The organism is Bradyrhizobium cenepequi, assembly GCF_020329485.1.
GTDB lineage: Bacteria > Pseudomonadota > Alphaproteobacteria > Rhizobiales > Xanthobacteraceae > Bradyrhizobium > Bradyrhizobium cenepequi.
In genome coordinates this window covers 248559-268143 of record NZ_JAGKJI010000003.1, presented here as the reverse complement: position 1 = coordinate 268143, position 19585 = coordinate 248559, and the positions used below count along the sequence as shown (strand labels likewise).

Annotated in this window: 17 protein-coding genes; 7 read left to right on the top strand and 10 right to left on the bottom strand. The window is 61.6% G+C overall.

What is annotated here, in order from left to right; genetic code table 11:
• The first annotated feature begins 58 nt into the window (after positions 1-58).
• The 4 genes from J6497_RS06690 to J6497_RS06675 are packed head-to-tail and all read left to right on the top strand — an operon-like array spanning position 59 to position 3604.
• Positions 59-505, top strand: coding sequence for a cupin domain-containing protein (locus J6497_RS06690; RefSeq protein ID WP_225703454.1), 447 nt, complete (start codon positions 59-61; stop codon positions 503-505).
• Entirely contained in the window at positions 502-1623 is a 1122-nt protein-coding gene (locus tag J6497_RS06685) for a DegT/DnrJ/EryC1/StrS family aminotransferase (RefSeq protein ID WP_225703453.1), read from the top strand. The genes J6497_RS06690 and J6497_RS06685 overlap by 4 nt, the downstream gene beginning before the upstream one ends.
• Complete coding sequence (locus J6497_RS06680; protein ID WP_225703452.1) at positions 1620-2390, top strand: class I SAM-dependent DNA methyltransferase; 771 nt, start codon at positions 1620-1622, stop codon at positions 2388-2390. Before J6497_RS06685 ends, J6497_RS06680 begins: the two co-directional genes overlap by 4 nt.
• Positions 2312-3604 carry a glycosyltransferase gene (locus J6497_RS06675; RefSeq protein ID WP_225703451.1) on the top strand — a complete coding sequence of 431 codons (1293 nt, stop codon included), beginning with the start codon at positions 2312-2314 and terminating at the stop codon, positions 3602-3604. Before J6497_RS06680 ends, J6497_RS06675 begins: the two co-directional genes overlap by 79 nt.
• Before the next feature lie 15 nt (positions 3605-3619).
• On the opposite strand, the gene J6497_RS06670 is transcribed toward J6497_RS06675, so the two are convergent.
• Positions 3620-5185: an MATE family efflux transporter gene (locus J6497_RS06670; RefSeq protein ID WP_225703450.1), complete on the bottom strand. Its 1566-nt coding sequence runs from the start codon at positions 5183-5185 to the stop codon at positions 3620-3622.
• Between the two features lie 364 nt (positions 5186-5549).
• On the opposite strand from J6497_RS06670, the gene J6497_RS06665 reads away from it, so the two are divergent.
• A complete protein-coding gene (locus J6497_RS06665; protein ID WP_225703449.1) occupies positions 5550-6743 on the top strand; it encodes a CaiB/BaiF CoA transferase family protein in 1194 nt (397 codons plus the stop codon).
• Between the two features lie 980 nt (positions 6744-7723).
• On the opposite strand, the gene J6497_RS06660 is transcribed toward J6497_RS06665, so the two are convergent.
• The 4 genes from J6497_RS06660 to J6497_RS06645 all read right to left on the bottom strand — a co-directional run bounded on the left by J6497_RS06660 (position 7724) and on the right by J6497_RS06645 (position 11842).
• On the bottom strand, positions 7724-9235 hold the full coding sequence (locus tag J6497_RS06660; RefSeq protein WP_225703448.1) for a tripartite tricarboxylate transporter permease: 1512 nt from the start codon (positions 9233-9235) through the stop codon (positions 7724-7726).
• Positions 9236-9257: 22 nt separating this feature from the next.
• Positions 9258-9800, bottom strand: a complete 543-nt coding sequence (locus tag J6497_RS06655) for a tripartite tricarboxylate transporter TctB family protein (protein ID WP_225703447.1) — start codon at positions 9798-9800, stop codon at positions 9258-9260.
• A gap of 69 nt (positions 9801-9869) precedes the next feature.
• The gene (gene mtnA, locus J6497_RS06650; protein WP_225703446.1) at positions 9870-10970 is read right to left on the bottom strand and encodes an S-methyl-5-thioribose-1-phosphate isomerase; all 1101 of its coding nucleotides are present in this window, start codon (positions 10968-10970) and stop codon (positions 9870-9872) included.
• Entirely contained in the window at positions 10967-11842 is an 876-nt protein-coding gene (locus J6497_RS06645) for an S-methyl-5'-thioadenosine phosphorylase (RefSeq protein ID WP_225703445.1), read from the bottom strand. The genes mtnA and J6497_RS06645 overlap by 4 nt, the downstream gene beginning before the upstream one ends.
• A 99-nt stretch (positions 11843-11941) precedes the next feature.
• On the opposite strand from J6497_RS06645, the gene J6497_RS06640 reads away from it, so the two are divergent.
• Positions 11942-12583, top strand: coding sequence for a class II aldolase/adducin family protein (locus J6497_RS06640; RefSeq protein WP_225703444.1), 642 nt, complete (start codon positions 11942-11944; stop codon positions 12581-12583).
• Positions 12584-12613: 30 nt separating this feature from the next.
• On the opposite strand, the gene J6497_RS06635 is transcribed toward J6497_RS06640, so the two are convergent.
• From J6497_RS06635 to J6497_RS06615, 5 genes are all read right to left on the bottom strand, one after another.
• Entirely contained in the window at positions 12614-13555 is a 942-nt protein-coding gene (locus J6497_RS06635; protein WP_225703443.1) for a Bug family tripartite tricarboxylate transporter substrate binding protein, read from the bottom strand.
• A 280-nt stretch (positions 13556-13835) separates the two neighbouring features.
• Positions 13836-14633, bottom strand: a complete 798-nt coding sequence (locus J6497_RS06630) for an enoyl-CoA hydratase/isomerase family protein (RefSeq protein ID WP_225703442.1) — start codon at positions 14631-14633, stop codon at positions 13836-13838.
• Positions 14634-14662: 29 nt separating this feature from the next.
• Positions 14663-15865, bottom strand: coding sequence for a pyridoxal-phosphate-dependent aminotransferase family protein (locus J6497_RS06625; protein WP_225703441.1), 1203 nt, complete (start codon positions 15863-15865; stop codon positions 14663-14665).
• Positions 15866-16092: 227 nt separating this feature from the next.
• Positions 16093-17376, bottom strand: a complete 1284-nt coding sequence (locus J6497_RS06620; protein ID WP_225703440.1) for an MFS transporter — start codon at positions 17374-17376, stop codon at positions 16093-16095.
• A gap of 88 nt (positions 17377-17464) precedes the next feature.
• Entirely contained in the window at positions 17465-18667 is a 1203-nt protein-coding gene (locus J6497_RS06615; RefSeq protein ID WP_225703439.1) for a pyridoxal-phosphate-dependent aminotransferase family protein, read from the bottom strand.
• A 118-nt stretch (positions 18668-18785) separates the two neighbouring features.
• Here J6497_RS06615 and J6497_RS06610 point away from each other — a divergent pair, with 118 nt between their 5' ends.
• Complete coding sequence (locus tag J6497_RS06610; RefSeq protein WP_225703438.1) at positions 18786-19535, top strand: GntR family transcriptional regulator; 750 nt, start codon at positions 18786-18788, stop codon at positions 19533-19535.
• Positions 19536-19585 lie beyond the last annotated feature (50 nt).

Sequence of the window (19585 nt, the reverse complement as noted above, 5' to 3'; positions counted from 1 at the left end):
CATTGCCCGCGAAATCGCCGCTTGGCTCTTGAATTTACTCACCTTTTCGGATCGCCTCATGGATAGCGTCGAACACTGTCGCTTTAACGATCAGCTCTACGCGATCATCGTTCGCGCCTCCTTTCGGGAACCGGGCATCACGTTTTTCTCCACGCCCGAATTGTCGCAGCAGCTTGCCTATATGAGCCACCCTAAGGGTAAGAGCATTGCGCCGCATCGACACAACAAGGTGACGCGCGAGGTTCACTACACCCAGGAAGTGCTGGTGATCCAGAAAGGCAAGCTGCAGGTCGACTTCTACACCGAGCGCGAAGAATATCTGGAGAGCCGCGTGCTCGCGGCCGGAGACGTCATTCTTCTTTGCAGCGGCGCCCACGGATTCGAGGTGTTGGAACCGCTCGAGATGATTGAAATCAAGCAGGGGCCCTACGCGGGTGAAGGCGACAAGACGCGCTTCCCCGAGGCGCCGGCTGTGGTGAAGCGGATCAAGGGTCCGGTTGCGTGACGCAGGCTTTCGTTCCAGTCAACACGCCGCTTCTCAACGGAAACGAAGCTGAATATCTGGCCGAGTGCGTTCGCACCGGATGGATATCTTCCGAAGGTCCGTTCATTCCGCGCTTTGAGGCGGCCATGGCGCAGATCGCGGGACGCCGTCACGGCGTTGCCGTCACCAACGGATCCGTTGCGCTCGAGATTGCCGTTCACGCGCTTTCGCTCGCGCCGGGCAGCGAAGTCATCATCCCGACGTTTACGATCATCAGCTGCGCATCCGCGGTGATTCGCGCCGGACTTGTTCCCGTCGTGGTCGATTGTGATCCGAACACCTGGAATATGACGGCGGACGCAGTGCAAGCAGCGATCACGCCAAAAACCCGCGCCATCATGGTGGTGCATATCTATGGCCTGCCGGTCGATCTCGACCCGATCCTTAAGCTGGCGCGCAAGCATGACCTTCGCGTGATCGAGGACGCCGCCGAGATGCACGGCCAGACCTATCGCGGCCGGCCCTGCGGCAGCTTTGGAGACGTGAGCACGTTCAGCTTCTATCCGAACAAGCACGTCACAACAGGCGAAGGCGGCATGATCCTGACCGATGACGCTGAGCTCGCCGACCGCCTCCGCAGCCTCCGCAATCTTTGCTTCAAGCCCGAGCAGCGCTTCGTCCATGACGAGCTTGGATGGAACGCGCGCATGACCAACCTGCAGGCCGCGCTCGGCGTCGCCCAGACCGAGCGGCTGGGCGAGATGATCGACATCAAGCGCCGGACCGGCCGGCGCTATGACGAGCTCCTGGAGGGTGTCGATCTGATCCAGCGCCCTGTCCCCCGTACCAATTACGCTGATAACATCTATTGGGTGTATGGCGTCGTGCTGAAAGACGCGATCGCGTTCGACGCCAAAGAAGCGATGCGTCGGCTTGCCGGCAAGGGCATCGGCACCCGTCCCTTCTTTTGGTGCATGCATGAACAGCCCGTCCTGCGCAGAGCCGGCCTGTTCACGGGCGACTCGCATCCCCACGCAGAGCGGATCGCGCGCCGCGGCTTCTATCTTCCGAGCGGCCTTGCGCTAACGGACGACCAGATCGTGCGATCCGCACAGGCGCTGAAGGAGATCCTTGCTTGAGCGCCTTCGAACGCTATGCGCCGTGGTATGACCTCCTTTATCAGGATAAGGATTATGCCGCGGAAGCCTCCTTTGTGGACGTGCAGCTTCGTCGCCATGGCGCGACGCCCGGGACGCTGCTCGATCTCGGATGCGGCACCGGCGTACACGCCCGTGAGTTTGCGCGCAGGGGATGGACGGTCACCGGCGTCGACATCAGTGCAGACATGATCCGCCGGGCCGAGGCGCGTACGGGAGACAGTGCGGCACGGGTTCGGTTCCGGCAGGGTGACGTCTGTGAAGCCGGCCCGGAGCGGGAGTTCGACGCCGCGGTCGCGCTGTTCCATGTGGCGAGCTACCAGACCCGCCAGGGAAGACTTCAGAGCATGTTGGCGAGTGCGGCCATCGCGCTCAAGCCGGGCGGCATTCTCCTGTTCGACTATTGGTATGGCGGCGCCGTGCTCGCGCAGGGCGTTGAAACCCGCGTCAAGATCGTGGAGCGCCCGCCCCTGCGCGTCACCCGGATCGCGCAGTCCAACCACAACGAGGCCAGCGCGACCGTTCAGGTGAATTACACGCTGTTCTGCGAGGACGTTGCACAATCGACGATCCATCGGATCGACGAAGCACACCACCTCCGTTACTGGTTTCCGTTCGAAATCGAGGGGCTTCTCGGCGCGACCGGTTTCGAGCCAATCGGCCACTATGCGTGGCTGTCGACGACCAGTCCGCCGAACTCGCGGGACTGGGCGGCCTATTCCATCGCCAGAAAGACGGTCCAACCGTGAAGCCGTATCACGTTGGCGTCGTGCTGGAGTTGCCGCTCGAGGTCGGCGGCGGTTTCCAGCAGGGGCTCAGCGATATCGCATGGCTGCGCGGCTGGGCGAAGACAGCCGAGATCGACGTGACCGTGTTCACCACCCAGCCCAACAATATCGCCATCCTGGCCGAACTCGGCATCGAGTCCAAGCTGTTGCGGATTGGCTGGTTCGACCGGCTGTTCCTGTTCCTGAAATATTGCGGGTGGTTCGATCTCCTGCAGTACGCGTTGCACCTGTGCCCGCCGTTTGAGAAGCGGCTGATCCGGGAGGATGTCGATATCGTCTATTTCCTGACGGCGTCGAATTGGCAGCTCGTGCTCTACAAGCTGCCCTTCATCATCACGATATTCGACGGCTGCCACCGCGATTCGCCGGAATTCGACGAGGCGCGCGAATTCGCTGCGTTCGAACGTCGCGAAATCGTCTTTCGCAGCGCCAGCTCCAAGGCAGCTTTGGTCATCGCCAATGCCAAAGAGGTGATTGACGCGCTATGCCGTCGTTATGCGATGGAACAGGACCGCGCGGTTTGTATCCCGTTTTCGCCTTCGCCCTATGTGACACGATCGATTGCGGCTGGCGAGCAAACGGACGCGGACGCCACGATCCTTCGAAAGTACGGCCTGGAGCCTGGTTATCTGTTCTACCCCGCCCAGTTCTGGTCTCACAAAAATCACGCAACCATCCTGCTGGCGATGCGTTTGCTGCGGGATCAGGGGATAGAGACAACGCTGGCGCTATGCGGGTCGGATCGCGGTTCGCGCACTGCAATCGAAACCTTGGCTGCACAACTCAATCTGAGCGACCGCGTGCGCATGCTCGGTTTCGTTCCCTCTGCCGAACTGGGCCCGCTCTATCGCAACGCAGCGGCGCTGGTGATGGCAAGCTACTTCGGTCCGACCAATCTGCCGCCGCTCGAAGCCTGGTCGGTTGGCACGCCCGTGATCTATCCCGAAGCCTTCAAGGCGCAAGCCGGTGATGCCGCCATTCTGTTCGACTATGACAATCCCGTTTCGCTGGCGGACGCCATCGTCAAGGCCAGCGTACCCGAGGAACGCGCCCGGCTCGCCACCGCCGGCACGCAGCGGCTCGAACATTTTGCGCGCCAGATTGACGACGGACATCGCGAGTTCGCGCAGCACCTGCTGAGACTGAGATACCGCCGCTACCCTCGAATCTATTGAGGACCGCACGAGACCTTACCGGGGAATCGTCGCGATTATCTTTGCGCGGATATTTCCCATCAGCAGCGGGATCGCCGCCACTCCTGCAACCGCCAGCCAGATCGCACATTCCGCGACGAAGCGCTGCACGCCGGTCCAGGGGATCGTGGAACGGATCATAATCCCCAACCCCCATCCGGCCAGCATCGTCGCAACCATCACCCCCATCAGAAACATCAGGTGCTGGAACGGGTGCTTGAGCGTTTGACGCATGATGGCGAGCGTCAACAAGCCGAACTGAATGAGGAGATCGCTCGCCACGATCGCGGCCGCAGCGCCCAGCGGGCCCAGTTGCGGGATCATCCACAGCGATAGGACGAAAAAGACAATGAGCTGCAGTCCCTTGCTGCGCACAAGAAGATCGGCTCGGTTGCTGTAATTGGCATAGCTTAGCGCCAGGATCGCGGGCGCGGCCACGCTGGTGCCGATCAGCATGGTCTTCGCCAGCAACGGATCATAGGCAATGGCGCCATGGGTCCAGAGTGCGAAGAAGTCAGGCCAGAACGGCAACAGCCCGGACACAACCGCACTGGCGAGCACTGTGACAAGCACAGAACCGCGGGCATAGAGCGCGCGCAATTGTTCGGTCGCACCAACAGCATAGTCGTGGCCGAGTTCGGCAGCGAGCGGAAGCGTCGCCTGCAGGCAGAGTGCCCGCAATAGGCCGGCCGCGATGCGGATCAAACCCCATTGTGCGACAGCGACGCGATCGGCTACCAGCGCGCTGACCAGGAGCACCGGGAGGTTCATCAGCGCCAGTTCGGTCGCGCCGGCGATTCCGAACGGCACCGCCTTGCGCAACTGACCGACCATCCAGCGCATCGAACGTATGCCCTTTGCCTTGCGCAGGAATGGATGCAGGTGCGGCACATCGATGATGATCAGATAGGTCGCGATCAATATTTGCATCGTGACATAGGCGAACGTAACGGCAAACAAGCTCGCTGTCGCAACGATCGCAACCAGCTGCGCGACCTGCCCGATCAGCGTTCCGAGACTCTGCAACCAGATAGCGCGACCGTACAGCCCCCGCGCCCGATAGAGCGCCGACACCAGACCCGCCGGAAGCGTGAGCAGCATACCCGCCGTCATCGCCACAAAGGCGGCATCGAAATTTTCGATCGCCTCGAACCGGAAGACCGTGGACGGCGAAACAGCCAGCGCCGCGGCCACCACCAAACCGGCGAGCACGACGCTGAGCCAAAGGTAGAGTCGCAGCATCGCGGCGTAGAATGCCGCGGTGCGGCCGTCGCAATCAACACTCGACTTGAATGAGAAGAAGCGGTTGATGGCGCGAAGCTGCAGGCCGCCGTCGGCGACCAGCACAAGGCTGCCGATCGCATAGATCACGAACCAGGCGGCCAACTCCTCGCCGCTCCAAAAATGCAGGAAGACCGGAACCAGCGCGACCTGCTGGATGATCCCGAGCACCAGCTGGAAAACGCTGGCGGACCACCCCGCAAGCAGCCTTCGTGCCCGGGTCGGGGGCGAAATGCCCGCGGGGGCATTCTCTCTGCCGCGCGCGTTTGGCTCGTCGATCAAGTCCGGGGACCTCTTTGGCGTACGGAGGGGGCTAGCAGCAACCCGATGGGATGTCGATACTTGGCCCTCGCGCCAGAACATGCCGCAAGCAGGCTCTGACGGGCTTCCTTGGCGGCGCAAGGATGCAGGACACCCAAAACTGGCCACAGAGACCACTGGCACGGAGTGTGACCCGAATGTGGAAAGCGCACCCGCTCTTGCGGGGTGGGCGTCCCTGAAACGGATCCCGATCGCCGCCCCGCATGATTCCCGCCAACCCACTCAAAACATCAAGTCCGCCATGCCGTTGCCGGCAGGAGGCAGACCTTGCCGGGAGGTTGTCCGGCGCTATTGTAGCGTTACCGTTCGACCCGGAGCTCCCTAAATGCCCGTCCCGCATGCATCGCAAGCCCTGTCCCGATTCACCGTTCTCGACCTCACCCGCGTCCGCTCCGGTCCCACCTGTGTGCGGCAACTCGCGGACTGGGGCGCCAATGTCATCAAGATCGATGCGTTGACGGAGGATGCCGGCGACGAGCAACCGGGTGGCCCACGGCATGGTTCGGACTTCCAGAACCTGCACCGCAACAAGCGCGCGATGACGCTCAATCTGAAGGATCCGAAAGGTCTCGAAGTATTCAAGCGGCTGGCCGAACAGGCTGACGTTGTGGTTGAGAATTTCCGCCCTGACGTCAAAGCCAAGCTCGGCATCGACTACGCGAGCCTCCGCCAGATCAATCCGCGCATTGTCTATGGCAGCATCTCCGGCTTCGGCCAGGACGGGCCCTACCACAAACGCCCGGGGTTCGATCAGATCGCGCAAGGCATGGGCGGGCTGATGTCCGTAACCGGCGCACCCGGCGGCGGCCCAATGCGGGTCGGTATTCCCGTTGCCGACCTTGCCGCCGGCCTGTTCTGCGCGATCGGCATCCTAACCGCGCTCCTGGAACGCGACGTGTCGGATGAAGGCCAATGGGTGCAGACCTCGCTGTTGCAGGCGCAGATCTTCATGCTGGATTTCCAGGCCGCGCGCTGGCTGATGGAAAAAGAAGTGGGGCAGCAGGCCGGGAACAACCACCCAACATCGATCCCCACCGGCGTGTTCAAGACGTCAGATGGTTACATCAACATCGCCACGACGGGCGGACGCATCTGGGAGCGCTGCGCACAGGCGATCGGGGCGCCTGAACTGATCAGCGATCCGGACTATGCCACGGCGCCGGCGCGCTCCAAGAACCGCGACGCGCTCAATGCAAAGATCAACGAGCGGACGCAGAAGAAATCCACCGAGACCTGGGTGAACGAATTGAACGCGGCCGGCGTCCCCTGCGGGCCGATCTATTCCATCGACCAGATGTTCGAGGATGCGCAAGTGAAACATCTCGGCATCGCCCAGGACGTGTCAAACGCAGAGGACCGCCATATCCGACTGGTGGGCCAGCCGGTGACACTGTCGCGGACACCAAGCACGATGGCGGCGCGCCCGCCGGAATTTGGCGAGCAGACCGATGAAGTGCTGGCGGAGTTCGGCTTCAGCAAGGATGAAATTGCTGAACTCAGGCGGTCTAAGGTGGTGTGATTGTCGCGTGCCAGGTATTTTGCCGGCACTCGGTATCCATTGTGATTGATGTCTGGTTCAATCCGGGAGACGATTGTCAGCCCATCACCGATCTTGACGGCCTCGCCCAGGCGAACCGAAAGACCTCTTTCGTATTGCTGCGATCCCAACGCGCTACAGCTACATGGTTTCGGCAACACAACCCTACTTCGGAATCTTGCCTCGCAAGAGAGCCTAGACGGCTTCTAACACGATAGCGGTCAGATTGCGGGGACCGGCGATCAGCTCAGGCAGTTACGTCTTCCGCGGGCGCAGGCGATCCACGAGCTTCAGGACTACCGCTCGGTGTGGCGGCGGATCTTCGTCGGCAATCTTGAAACGATGTTTCTTCAACAGTTCGTTCAAGTATCGAAGTCGGTCATGCGCCGTTGCCCCGGGTACTTTCGCTTCGAAAGCAAACGCCACTAGCCGAGTATAAAAATCTTGCGGTTCTTGCATTGGGTCCGTTTCCTGTATCGTGGGAGAATGTTACAAATCACAACCGTTCCCTGCAACGGCCCACGCCCTGCCCGACCGGACGGTTGTACCTCCTCCTTTAAACGGGCCCGAGCGCCCCCCAGCAACTTTCACCCCACTTGGGTGCCTAGATCGGCATCGCCAGTGCATGCGGTCGCTCTAACGCCAGCAAATGAGGCGTAAATCCAACCACTCGAGCTGTCCATTTTTTGTCCGCAGGAGCGCTTTTCGTGCTGAGGCGCGGGAGAAGATTTACCCCAGCATGATCTTCGACGCCAATCTCGGCCTGCAGGGGCTGGTCCGCCTCGCGCTGCCGGCTTGAGGCTGCCCGTATCTCAGATTGAATGAATACCTGCCAGGACGGTGGGAACCAAACCGAAGTAGTGCGGCGCGCCGGGCTGAATTCGGGGACGAAGTGCTGGCGGAGTTCGGTTTCAGCAAGGATGAGATTGCCGAGCTCAGGCAGCGCAAGGTCGTGTGAGGCTTTACGCCTTCGCCGGTCGCAGCCGGCGCGTGGCGCCGCTGAGCGCCTTGTCGATCAAGGGCCAGAACAGCAGGATGATGGCGAGCGTCGTGATCGAGCCGACGAGCCCATTCGACCAGAACACTTTCATATCGCCGCCAGAGCCGATCATCGACAGCCGGAACGCATCCTCCGCACGGTTACCGAGCACAAGCGCGAGCGTAAACGGCGCCAGAGGAATGCCGATCTTCTTGAAGACGTAACCGACCACGCCAAAACCCAGCATCAGCCAGATATCGAACATCGCATTCTGGATCGCATAGGCGCCGATCGCGCACGACACCACGATCATCGGCGCAACTGCCGCAAACGGCACGCGCAGGATCGAGGCGAAGATCGGCACCGTCGTCAACACCAGGACTAGGCCCACGACGTTGCCGAGATACATCGAGGCAATCAGGCCCCAGACGAAATCCTTGTGCTCGACGAACAAGAGCGGCCCCGGATTGAGGCCCCACACCATCAAGCCGCCGAGCAGGATGGCGGCGGTTCCCGATCCGGGAATTCCGAGTGCCAGCATCGGCAGCAATGCCGCCGTGCCGGACGCATGCGCCGCCGTCTCCGGCGCGAACACGCCCTCGATGCGCCCCTTGCCAAAACTGTCCTGGTCCTTGGCAAAGCGTTTGGCGAGGTTGTAGCCCATGAACGACGCGGCAATCGCGCCGCCCGGCGTGATTCCAAGCCAGCAGCCGATGAAGGACGAACGCGCCAGCGTCGCCCAGTATTTCGGCAGGTCTTTCCAGACCGACAGCACCACCCGCAGGCTGATGCCGGCGGCGTGGCCGCGCAGCGCCAGCCGCTCTTCCATTGTGAGCAGGATTTCGCTGATGCCGAACAGGCCGATGACCGCGACCAGGAAGTTGATGCCGCGCAGCAGCTCAGCGGAGCCGAAGGTCATGCGGAGCTGGCCGGACACGGTATCCATGCCGACGCCGGCGAGCAGGAGACCAAGCGACATCGAGATGACGGTCTTGTGCTTGGCCTCGCGGCCAAGGCCGACAAAGGAGCAAAAGGTGAGGAGATAAACCGCAAAAAATTCCGGTGGCCCGAACTTCAGCGCGAATGACGAGATCATCGGCGCCAGGAATGTGATCAGGAGTACCGCGACCAAGGAGCCGATGAAGGACGACGTGAAGGCAGCCGTCAGCGCTTCCGCCGCCCTGCCCTGCTGCGCCATCGGATAGCCGTCAAACGTGGTCGCCACAGACCAGGCTTCGCCCGGAATATTGAACAGGATCGAGGTGATGGCGCCGCCGAACAGTGCCCCCCAATAGATGCAAGACAGCATCACGATCGCCGAGGTCGGGTCCATCGTGAAGGTCAGCGGCAGCAGGATCGCCACGCCGTTCGGCCCGCCAAGCCCCGGCAAAACGCCGACGAAAATTCCGAGCACGAGCCCGACCATCATCAATAACAGCGTTTTCCAGGTGAGGAGAACGGCAAAGCCGTGAAGCAGCAGGCCAAAAGCTTCCATGACTGAAAGTCCCGCCGATCGATTAGTAGCCGAGAGCCGCTTCGAGCGGCCCCTTCGGCATGATGACGTCGAAGGCGATGTCAAACGTCACGAACATCGCGGCGGTGAAGATGAAAGCGGTGAGCAGAGACTTCCACGCCGCGATCTTGCCGACAAAGCGCATGAAGCCGGAGATCAAGAGGAAGCTCGCAACATAGAGCCCAAGCAATTGCATGGCGAGACAGAACAAGACCGTCGGCACGAATACCGCCATGACCCGGCGAAGCTGTGCTTGCGTCACGAAGGTCTCGGAAGCTTCCCTGCGCGAGAAGACCGCCGCAAACAGTCCGTAGAGGCTGGCGCCGCCAAGAATGACCGAGAGGTAGAACGGGAAGTAGCCAGGCTCCGGACCGGTCGCGTCCCAGGCCGCGCCCGTGCGCCAATTATCCCATCCGAGCGTGACAGCAAGCGCGAGCAGCACGAGCGACACGACAGCATCCACGACGCCATTGCTGGTCACCGCGGGGGAATTGGCTTCGGGCGCAGTCGGATCGTCGACGACGATTTCGATATCGGTATTGGACATGGAGGCGGACGGTTCGGGCGGACGCTCTAGCGTGGATACGTGCTGACGCGACCGGCGTCAATGCAGTGCTCAGCGCGTGCCAGTCCGCTCCGGGAACGCGCTCGCAAGTGCAGCATGATCAGGCCGGAGCACGCCACGTTCGGTAATCAAGCCAGTCACCAGCCGCGCGGGCGTGACGTCAAAGCCGTAATTGGCGATCGGCGAGCCCTCAGGGACGACGCGCACGATTTCAATTCGCCCGTCCGCCGTGCGCCCGCTCATATGCGTCACTTCGGTTGCTGCACGCTGTTCGATCGGAATCTCTCGGCCATCATTGATACTAAAGTCGATGGTCGGCGACGGCAGTGCAACATAGAATGGCACGCCGTTATCGCGCGCGGCGAGCGCCTTCAGATAGGTACCGATCTTGTTGCAGACATCGCCATTGGCTGCGACCCGGTCGGTTCCAACGATCGCCAGATCGACCATGCGATGCTGCATCAGATGGCCGCCGGTGTTATCGGGGATTACGGTGTGCGGGACGCCGTGGTGGCCCAGTTCCCAGGCAGTGAGCGAGGCTCCCTGATTGCGCGGACGCGTCTCGTCGACCCAGACATGAACCGCCAGCCCGCGATCATGGGCCCGGTAGATTGGCGCCGTGGCCGTTCCCCAATCGACGGTCGCCAGCCAGCCCGCGTTGCAGTGCGTCAAAATGTTGATGGTGTCACCGGCTTTCTTGGTGGAAGCGATCGCTTCGATCACTTCGAGGCCGTGGCCGCCGATCGCCCGGTTGATCCCGACGTCCTCATCGGCGATTTCGCCGGCGCGCTTGTAAGCCGCTTCGCTGCGCACAGAAGGCGCAAGCGGACGAAGCACAGCCTCCATCTCGTCGAGCGCCCATTTCAGATTGATGGCCGTCGGCCGCGTCGCAAGCAGCAGCTTGTACGCGCGATCGAGCGCCACGTCAGACGGATCAGCGTGCATGGCCAACGCCATGCCGTAAGCGGCGGTGGCACCGATCAGTGGCGCGCCACGGACCAGCATGGTTCGGATTGCGTCCGCAGCCTTCTCGCCGCTGACCAGATGCGCGATGACAAATTCATGTGGCAGTCGTCGCTGATCGATGGCACTGACGGACCAGCCGTCAGGCTCAAGCCAGATCGTGCGAAAATGTCGGCCGTCGACTTTCATGAGCGCAGTATCCGTCCCGCAACGGCATCAAGCTTCTTGAGCAGTTCCGGATCGCGCGCCTCGGGCGCCGTGATCAGCGCGGTCTCGAGCGCGCGGTCGGAGCCGATCGGGCACGGCTCGTGCTCGCGCGGAAAATCCTTTGCCAGGCGCGCCACCAGCGCCTTGGCTTTCTCGGCATTCGAGTTAAGCACGCGAATGATGTCTTGCACGGTCACCGCATCGTGATCCGGATGCCAGCAGTCGAAGTCGGTCACCATCGCCACGCTTGCATAGCAAATCTCGGCTTCGCGAGCGAGTTTCGCCTCAGGCATGTTGGTCATGCCGATCACCGAGTAGCCAAGTTCCTTGTACGTCAGACTTTCGGCAAGGCTGGAGAACTGCGGACCTTCCATGCAGAGATAGGTGCCGCCGCGCGCGAAGTGAATGCTTTCGGCCTCTGCAGCGGCCGCCAGATGGATGCGCAAGCGCGGCGATACCGGATGCGCCATCGAGACATGGGCGACACAGCCTTTGCCGAAGAACGAGCTTTCGCGCTTGTAGGTGCGGTCCACGAACTGATCGATGATCACGAAAGTGCCGGGCGACAGTTCCTCCTTGAACGAGCCGCAGGCCGACAGCGATACGAGGTCGGTGACCCCTGCCCGCTTCAGGACATCGATATTGGCCCGGTAGTTAATGTCGGAGGGGGACAGCCGGTGCCCCTTGTCGTGCCGCGGCAGGAATACGATTGGTAGGCCTGCAATGGTGCCAAGGCGGAGTGGCGCGGAGGGCTCGCCCCAGGGGCTCGTGATCGTCTCCTCGCGGACGTTTTCAAGACCCGGCAAGTCGTAGATGCCGGATCCGCCGATAACGCCTAGCACTGTGCTGGTCATGGCCTCTCCCGATCAGACTTTCGAAGCAATGTTCGACTATACTGCGACGCAATAATCAAGCATTCTCCGGAGCGGTAAACGGCGTTTGATAGGTTAACCATGAACGACAAGGAAAAACGCCAATCCATCATCGATGCCTGTCTGCGCATGAATGGGCTCGGCATCAACCAGGGCACGTCGGGCAACATCAGCCTGCGGCATGAGGCGGGCCTGCTGATCACCCCGACCAGCGTCCCCTATGAGACGATGCAGCCCGAGCAGATCGTCTATATGGGCCTCGACGGTTCATTTGATCCAACGCAGCGGCCATCGAGCGAGTGGCGCTTCCACCTGGACATCCTGCGCGCTCGCCCGGACGTGAACGCCGTGGTTCACGCCCATCCGACCTATTGCACGATCCTCGCCATTATGGGCCTGGAGATTCCGCCGATCCACTACATGGTCGCCTGCGCAGGCGGCGACACCATCCGGTGCGCGCCATACGCAACGTTCGGCACGCAGGAACTGTCCGCACATGCCGTCAAGGCGATCGATGGAAGGCTCGCCTGCCTGCTCGAACATCACGGCATGATCGCCGTCGGGCCATCGCTTGCCAAGGCCATGTGGCTCGCGGTCGAGGTCGAAACGCTGGCGCGGCAGTACCACGGCTGCCTGCAGATCGGGAAGCCGCGTCTGCTGCCCACCGAAGAGATCGAAAATGTCCGTATCCGCATGGTCGGTTACGGCCACGCTGACAAATGAGACCGGGAATCCGACTGCTGCCCGGACGCGCTACTTCGCGACGAAGCCAGCTTCGTTCATCAGCGAGGCATTGAGCTTGTCGTCTTCCTCGAGGAACTGCACCATATCCTTGCCCGTGAGGAAGATCGGCTTCAGCGCCTGCTTTTCCATATATTCCTTGTATTCTGGCGTTTGCGTCACCTTTTGAAACAGGTCGACATAGAACGCCTGCTGCTCGGCCGTGACCTTGCCCGGCAGGAACATCGCCCGCAACATCAGGTATTGGACGTCGAGCCCCTCTTCCTTGCATGTCGGGATATCGTTCCAGGATTGCGTTTCGGTGACCTTGGTCTTGTAGGAGATGCGCTCCTTGTCGAACACGCAGAGCGCGCGCACCTGACCGGCGCGCCAGACTTCCAGATTCTCAGAGGGATTGTTGACGTTGGCTTCGGTGTGATTGCCGACCAATTGCGTCGCCGCTTCTCCGCCGGACTTGTACGGTAGATAGGAGAATTTCGCGCCGGTCTTCTGCTCCATGAACACCGTGAGCACGTGGTCCTCACGCTTGGAGCCGGTGCCGCCCATCTTGAACGGTGAAGATGCTGCCTTCGCTGCAGCGATGAACTCTTTCACCGTCTTTGGACCCGATGCGTTGTCCCACAATACGAACTGATCCATTGCGACCACCGATACCGGAGTGAGGTCACGCCAGTTGAACGGAATTTTCGCCGACAGCGGCAGCATGTAAATCAGGGAATAGGCGACGAGCACCTTGTTTGGATCACCCTCGCTCGATTTCATGTACATCAGCGCTTCGGCCCCCGATGCACCGCCCTTGAGCGAAACGACCATCGGCTGCTTCATCAGATTGTTCTTCTGGATCGCTGCCTGCATCATGCGCGCCATCTGGTCGGAGGCGCCGCCGGCTCCGGCAGCGACGACGATCTCGACCGGCTTGGTCGGCTCCCAGGCAGCAAGTGCCGGTGCGGTCATTAGAACGGCCGCCAAAGCGGTCGCGGCTCCTGCGAAATGTCTCACGTTTCTTCCCTATGGCTTTATTTTGGATTGGCACATCAGGGGCGTGCCTGCGTTGCCATTCTGCGGGCTGGGAACGCGAAGTTCAAGCCGCGAACCCCCACATTGCTACTGACTTTGGGATGAGATTGTAAGAGCCGACGCGGCGAATCGGCCCCGTCCGCGGGCCTGCCGAGCGCCACGCCGGTTCGCGGCAGCGTCCGTCCAGCATCGACCGCCGCAGAAAAGACGATGCCACCTACTTGCCCTTCCAGTTCGGCGTACGCTTGTTGAGGAAGGCGTCCATGCCCTCGCGAAAATCCTCGCTCATATAGGCACGCAGAATAAGGTCCTCGCCCTCGTCGCGCGACAGCGTACGGCGGATGCGGCGCACGGCCTCCTTGGTTACCTCAAGCGTGATCGGCGCGTGGCTCGCAATGAGCTTTGCGGTCTCGTCCGCGCGGCGCTGCAAGGTCACAACGTCGGGCACGACTTCATTGAGCAAGCCGAGCGCCAGCGCTTCTGGCGCCTCGACCAAGCGGGCCTTGAAAATCATATCTTTGGTGCGCGCCGGACCGATCAGCGCGACAATGCGCGAGATATTCGACATCGACAGGCAGTTGCCGAGCGTGCGCGCGATTGGAAATCCGATCCGCGTCGCTTCGGTACCGATCCGGATGTCACAGCAGGCCGCAATCCCGGCGCCGCCGCCCGTACAGGCACCGGCGATCGCCGCGATGACAGGCACCCGGCACTGCTCAAGAGCGCCGAGCACTCGGTCGATCCGCGCTTCATAGTCAAGCGCGTCCTGCGCCGTCTTGAAGGCGCGGAATTGCGAGATGTCGGTACCTGAGGCAAACGCCTTATCACCAGCACCGGTCAGGATCAGCGCCTTGATCGAGCGGTCTCCGTTGATGCTCTCGCAGATCGAGGCCATCTGCTCGTACATCGCGAAGGTCAAGGCGTTACGCGCCTGCGGCCGGTTGAAAGTGATCTTGGCGATCCCGTCCTCGACGGAATAGATCAGGTCTTCGCTGGGAGTGACCGGGGCGTTCATGGCGACCTCTCTGTTGTTATTGGACCAACTCAGGCGACCGCGGCCTTGGGCATCGGCAAGACATCGCGCCCCTTAAGCACCTCCATAGCCGCCAACACGCCGCCGCTCCGATGTGGCACCTTGGCCAGGTCGAGCCCCATCTCGACGCCCGACAGCGTGCCCATCAGCATCAGGTCGTTGAAGTGCCCGATATGGCCGATCCGGAACATCTTGCCCTTGATCTTGTTCAGCCCGGTACCGAGCGACATGTCGAAGCTTTCCAGCACCATCTTGCGAAAATTGTCGGCGTCATGGCCTTCCGGCATCACCACGCCGGTCAAGGCCGGCGAGTGTGCTTGGGGATCCTGGCACTGGGTCTCCAGTCCCCACACCTTCATCGCCGAGCGCGTCGCCGCGCTATGGCGCTTGTGGCGGGCGAAGACATTTTCGAGGCCCTCTTCCTCGAGCATCTTGACGGCTTCCCTGAGCCCGAACAGGAGGTTGATTGCCGGCGTATAAGGCCAGGTGCCGGCCTTGTTGAAAGCAATCACCTCCTGCCAGTCCCAATAGGAGCGCATCGAGGATGAATTGGCTTTCGCCACCGCGAGCGCTTTTTCCGACACCGCGTTGAAGCCGAGGCCCGGCGGCAGCATCATGCCCTTCTGCGAGCCCGCGACGGAAACATCGATACCCCAGGCATCATGCTCGTATTCCATGGAAGCCAGGCCGGAGATAGTGTCGACCATCAGGAGCGCGGGATGCTTGACGCGGTCCATTGCCCTGCGGACCTCGAGCGGCGGTGTGACGCAACCGGTCGAGGTCTCGTTGTGCACGACCATGACCGCCTTGATCTTGTGCGCACGGTCGGCCGCAAGCCGCGCTTCGATCTCGCCGATGTCCGCGCCATGACGCCAGTCGCCCGGAACGAACTCGATGTCGAGATTGAACTTGCTGGCGATGCCATGCCAGAGCATCGCGAACTGCCCGGTCTCGGCCATCAGGACCTTGTCGCCCGGCGATAGTGTGTTGACGATCGCGGCTTCCCAAGCGCCAGTGCCGGACGAAGGAAAGATGAGCACCGGCTCCTTGGTACGGAACAGGCGCTGCAGGCCGGCCAGGACCGCAAAACCGAGCTCGGCAAATTCAGGGCCGCGATGGTCCCAGGCCGGCATGTCCATGGCGCGCAGAACCCGGTCCGGCACGTTGGTCGGTCCCGGAATCTGCAGAAAATGCCGTCCAGTGTGCAGGGTCATGAGCCGTCCTTCCCGGTCTAGCCTTGGCGTTTTGAGCCGCTCGAATAGCATTCTTCGGGCAGGCTTGTCCCCCACCGGGCGGGACCCGTCAATGCATAATCAATATACAAGACGCGGGCGCCCAGTGCCCCGTCTGGCCACGGTCGGCAGGCGATCTTAGCTTAGCAGCTGCGAAGGACCGCTGCCGCCCGTCTTTGGGCACGACCCGCCCGTTGCGGGGCCTATCATCATTCCGCAGCCACCGTCTTTCCGCCCGGGACGCCGACCACGATCTCGTCGAACGGTTGCTCGGGATGCATCATGAACGCCGAAAAACCGCCGAGCGTCAGAAGTCCCATCGACATCAAGAATGGCAGATACCAATTGCCGGTTGCATCGATGACAAAGCCGGCGACGAGTTGCGAGACGATGGCGGCGAGGGCAGAGCCGGTGTTCATGATGCCGGAGGCCGTGCCTGAATATTTCGGCGCGATGTCCATCGGTATCGACCAGATCGGACCGATCACAAGCTCAGCGAAGAAGAAACCCGCAGACAGGCACAAGGCCACGACCGTGATACCATGGATGAACAGGATCGGGAGCAATGAGGCGAGCGCTCCGGCAAACCCGGCGACGATCACGCTCAGGCGAGCGAAGCGGATGCTGCCGGTGCGCTTGAGGATGTGGTCGGACAGAATACCGCCCATGCTGTCGCCGACGACGCCGGCGAAGAAGACGCCTGAAGCGAACAGCGCCGAGTTCTTGATATTTAGGCCAAAGTTGTTCTTGAAGAACAGCGGCAGCCAGTTGAGATAGAGCCACAGGGACCAGCCGTAGCCAAAGTAGGTCAGCGTGACCGGCCACATCCGCCGCAGGAGCGGAGACCACGGCACCGGAGGCCGGGGGCCGGTCGGACGTGGTGGCAATGACGCAAGCTCAGCCTCGGTCATTCCCGCATGCTCCCGTGGCTCGTTCCGGAAATACCAGGCCCAGGCGATCCCCCAGACCAGGCTTACGAACCCCAAGGCGACAAAGGATCCGCGCCAGGTCACCCACGTTATCAGCAGCGCGATCAAGGGCGGCGTCGCCGCGTTGCCCAGTCGCGCGAAGGCGTGCGTCAGCCCTTGCGCGAAGCCACGCTTGTCCGATGGCGTCCAATACTGCATCGCGCGCGTCGCTGTCGGAAAGGTCGCGCCTTCGCCGAACCCCAACGCGACACGTGCGACGAACAGCGACACGATGCCAGCGACGAACCCGGTCATGATCGTTGCGGCAGCCCAGATCATGCCGCACCAGAACAGCGTCTTGCGTGGCCCGAAATGGTCGCCGACCCAGCCACCGATGATCTGGAACAGCAGGTAGGGATAGGCGAAGGCCGAGAATATGAGGCCTAGCTGCGTATTGGTGAGGTCTAGCTCTTTCTGAATCTCGCTGGCCGCGGTGCCAATATTCACGCGGTCGACATAGGTGATAAAATACATCGCGCACAGCATCGCGAGCACGATATGTGTCGCCTTGAATCGGAACTTCAAGTTCGACCTCCCTCGGCTTTATGGCTTGTTCGATTTGTTCGAATCGCCGCGCGCCTGCGGCGAGACGCTAGCTTGAGAGGAGGAAGCCCTAGCTGCCGACGACTTTGAGGTGTGCCGCGGAATTTGCCTCGGTGCGCTGTTCGAGAAGCTTCATCGCGACTTCGACGCCGCCAGCCCGGTGCGGAATGCCCGCGACCGATAATCCCATTTCCACGCCCGTCAGCGCCGCAAGCAAGGTCAGCTCATTGCATTCGCCGAGATGCCCGATGCGGAACACCTTGCCTGCCACCTTCGACAATCCGGAGCCGAGTGACATGTTGTAATTGTCAAGCACCACCTTGCGGAACTGATCTACGTCATAGCCTGGTGGCATCACCACGGCGGTGAGCACCGGAGAAAAGTCTTTTGGCTCCTGGCACAGCACTTCCAGACCCCAGTGATTCACAGCCGCTCGTGTTGCGGCCGCGAGCCGCTGATGGCGGGCGAACACGTTGGCGAGCCCCTCTTCCATCAGCATTGTGATCGCCTCGCGCAAGCCGTAGAGCAGATTAGTCGCCGGCGTATACGGGAAGAAGCCGTTTGCATTCGGCTTCAGCATTTCCTCCCAATCCCAGTATGATCGGGGCATCCTGTTGTTCTTGGCGGCGGTGCGAGCCTTGTCCGAGATGGCGTTGAATCCGAGGCCTGGCGGCAGCATGAATCCTTTTTGCGAGCAGCTGACGCTGACATCGACTCTCCATTCGTCGTGCCGGTAGTCGACCGAGCCCAACGAAGAGATGGTGTCGACCATCAGCAGGGCCGGATGACCGACACGGTCCATCGCTGCGCGGATCTCTCCGATCCGGCTGATCGCGCCGGTTGAGGTCTCGTTGTGAACGACCATCACAGCCTTCAACACATGGGACGTGTCGCGCGCGAGCCGGTCTTCGATGGCGGCGGGGTCGGCGCCGCGACGCCAGTCGCCGGGCATGAAATCGACATCAATCCCCCAGCGCGCGGCCATCTGGCGCCATAGGGTGGCGAAGTGACCGGTCTCCACCATCAACACCTGATCCCCCGGCGACAGTGTGTTGACGATCGCAGCCTCCCACGCACCGGTACCCGAGGACGGAAAAATCACCACCGGTCCGGAGGTTTGGAAGATCTTCTGGGAGCCTTCCAGAACGGTGCGGCCGAGTTGGCCGAACTCGGCACTCCGATGATCGATGACGGGCATGTCCATGGCCCGGAGAATGCGATCGGGAACCGGGCTGGGGCCTGGAATCTGCAGAAAATGCCGTCCTTGCCGCATAACAGAACCTCCCTTTGTGGCAGCTGCAGTTTTGCATTCAACTTTTTCCGTGTAAATTATATTCTACATGCAATTCTGACCATCGACGCCGATGGCTCAGCAAATTATTGTTGGCCCTATGAAATCGACGATTCCCGAATCCGGGGAGCCAATCGCCAAAATCGCCGACAATGGCGGCCCCGATCGCCCCGAATCCTCGCTTCATGGGGAGATCCTGTCGCGCCTTCGCGACTATGTAGTCGAAGGCAACATCCCAGACGGCGGGCGGGTCCCCGAACGGCAGCTGTGCGAGCTATTCGGAATTTCCCGCACCCCCCTTCGCGAGGCCCTCAAGGTGTTGGCCGCGGAGGGGCTGATAGAGCTATTGCCCAACCGGGGGGCGCGCGTGCGCCGGCTGGGTAAGCGGGATCTCGAAGAGCTGTTTGACGTGATGGGCGGCCTGGAAAGCCTCGCCGGGCGGCTTGCCTGCGAAACCATCACCGATGAGGAAATCGCCGAGATCGAGCGCCTGCACTACGAGATGTACGGCTACTACCTGCACCGCGACATGCACAATTATTTTCAGGTCAACCAGCGCATCCACGAGCGGATCGTCGCAGCCTCCCGTAATGAAACCTTGCGCACCACCTATGCTAACTTGGCCGGCCGGATCCGCCGCGTTCGCTACTCCGCCAACTTCGCGCGGAAGCGGCAGCGCTGGGCCGAGGCGATGCGCGAGCACGAGGCGATCCTGGACGCGCTGCGCCGCCGGGCCGGTAGCGAGTTGAGCGACACCCTGTTCCAGCATCTGCGCAACAAGCGGACTGCGGCAGTCGAGTACCTCGGCAGCACACCGGAAGGCCTGGCCACCGAAGCTGTCGACGGTTAGCTCTTGGCGCATTATGAATTCATAATTGGCGCCAACCAGACATAGATTGC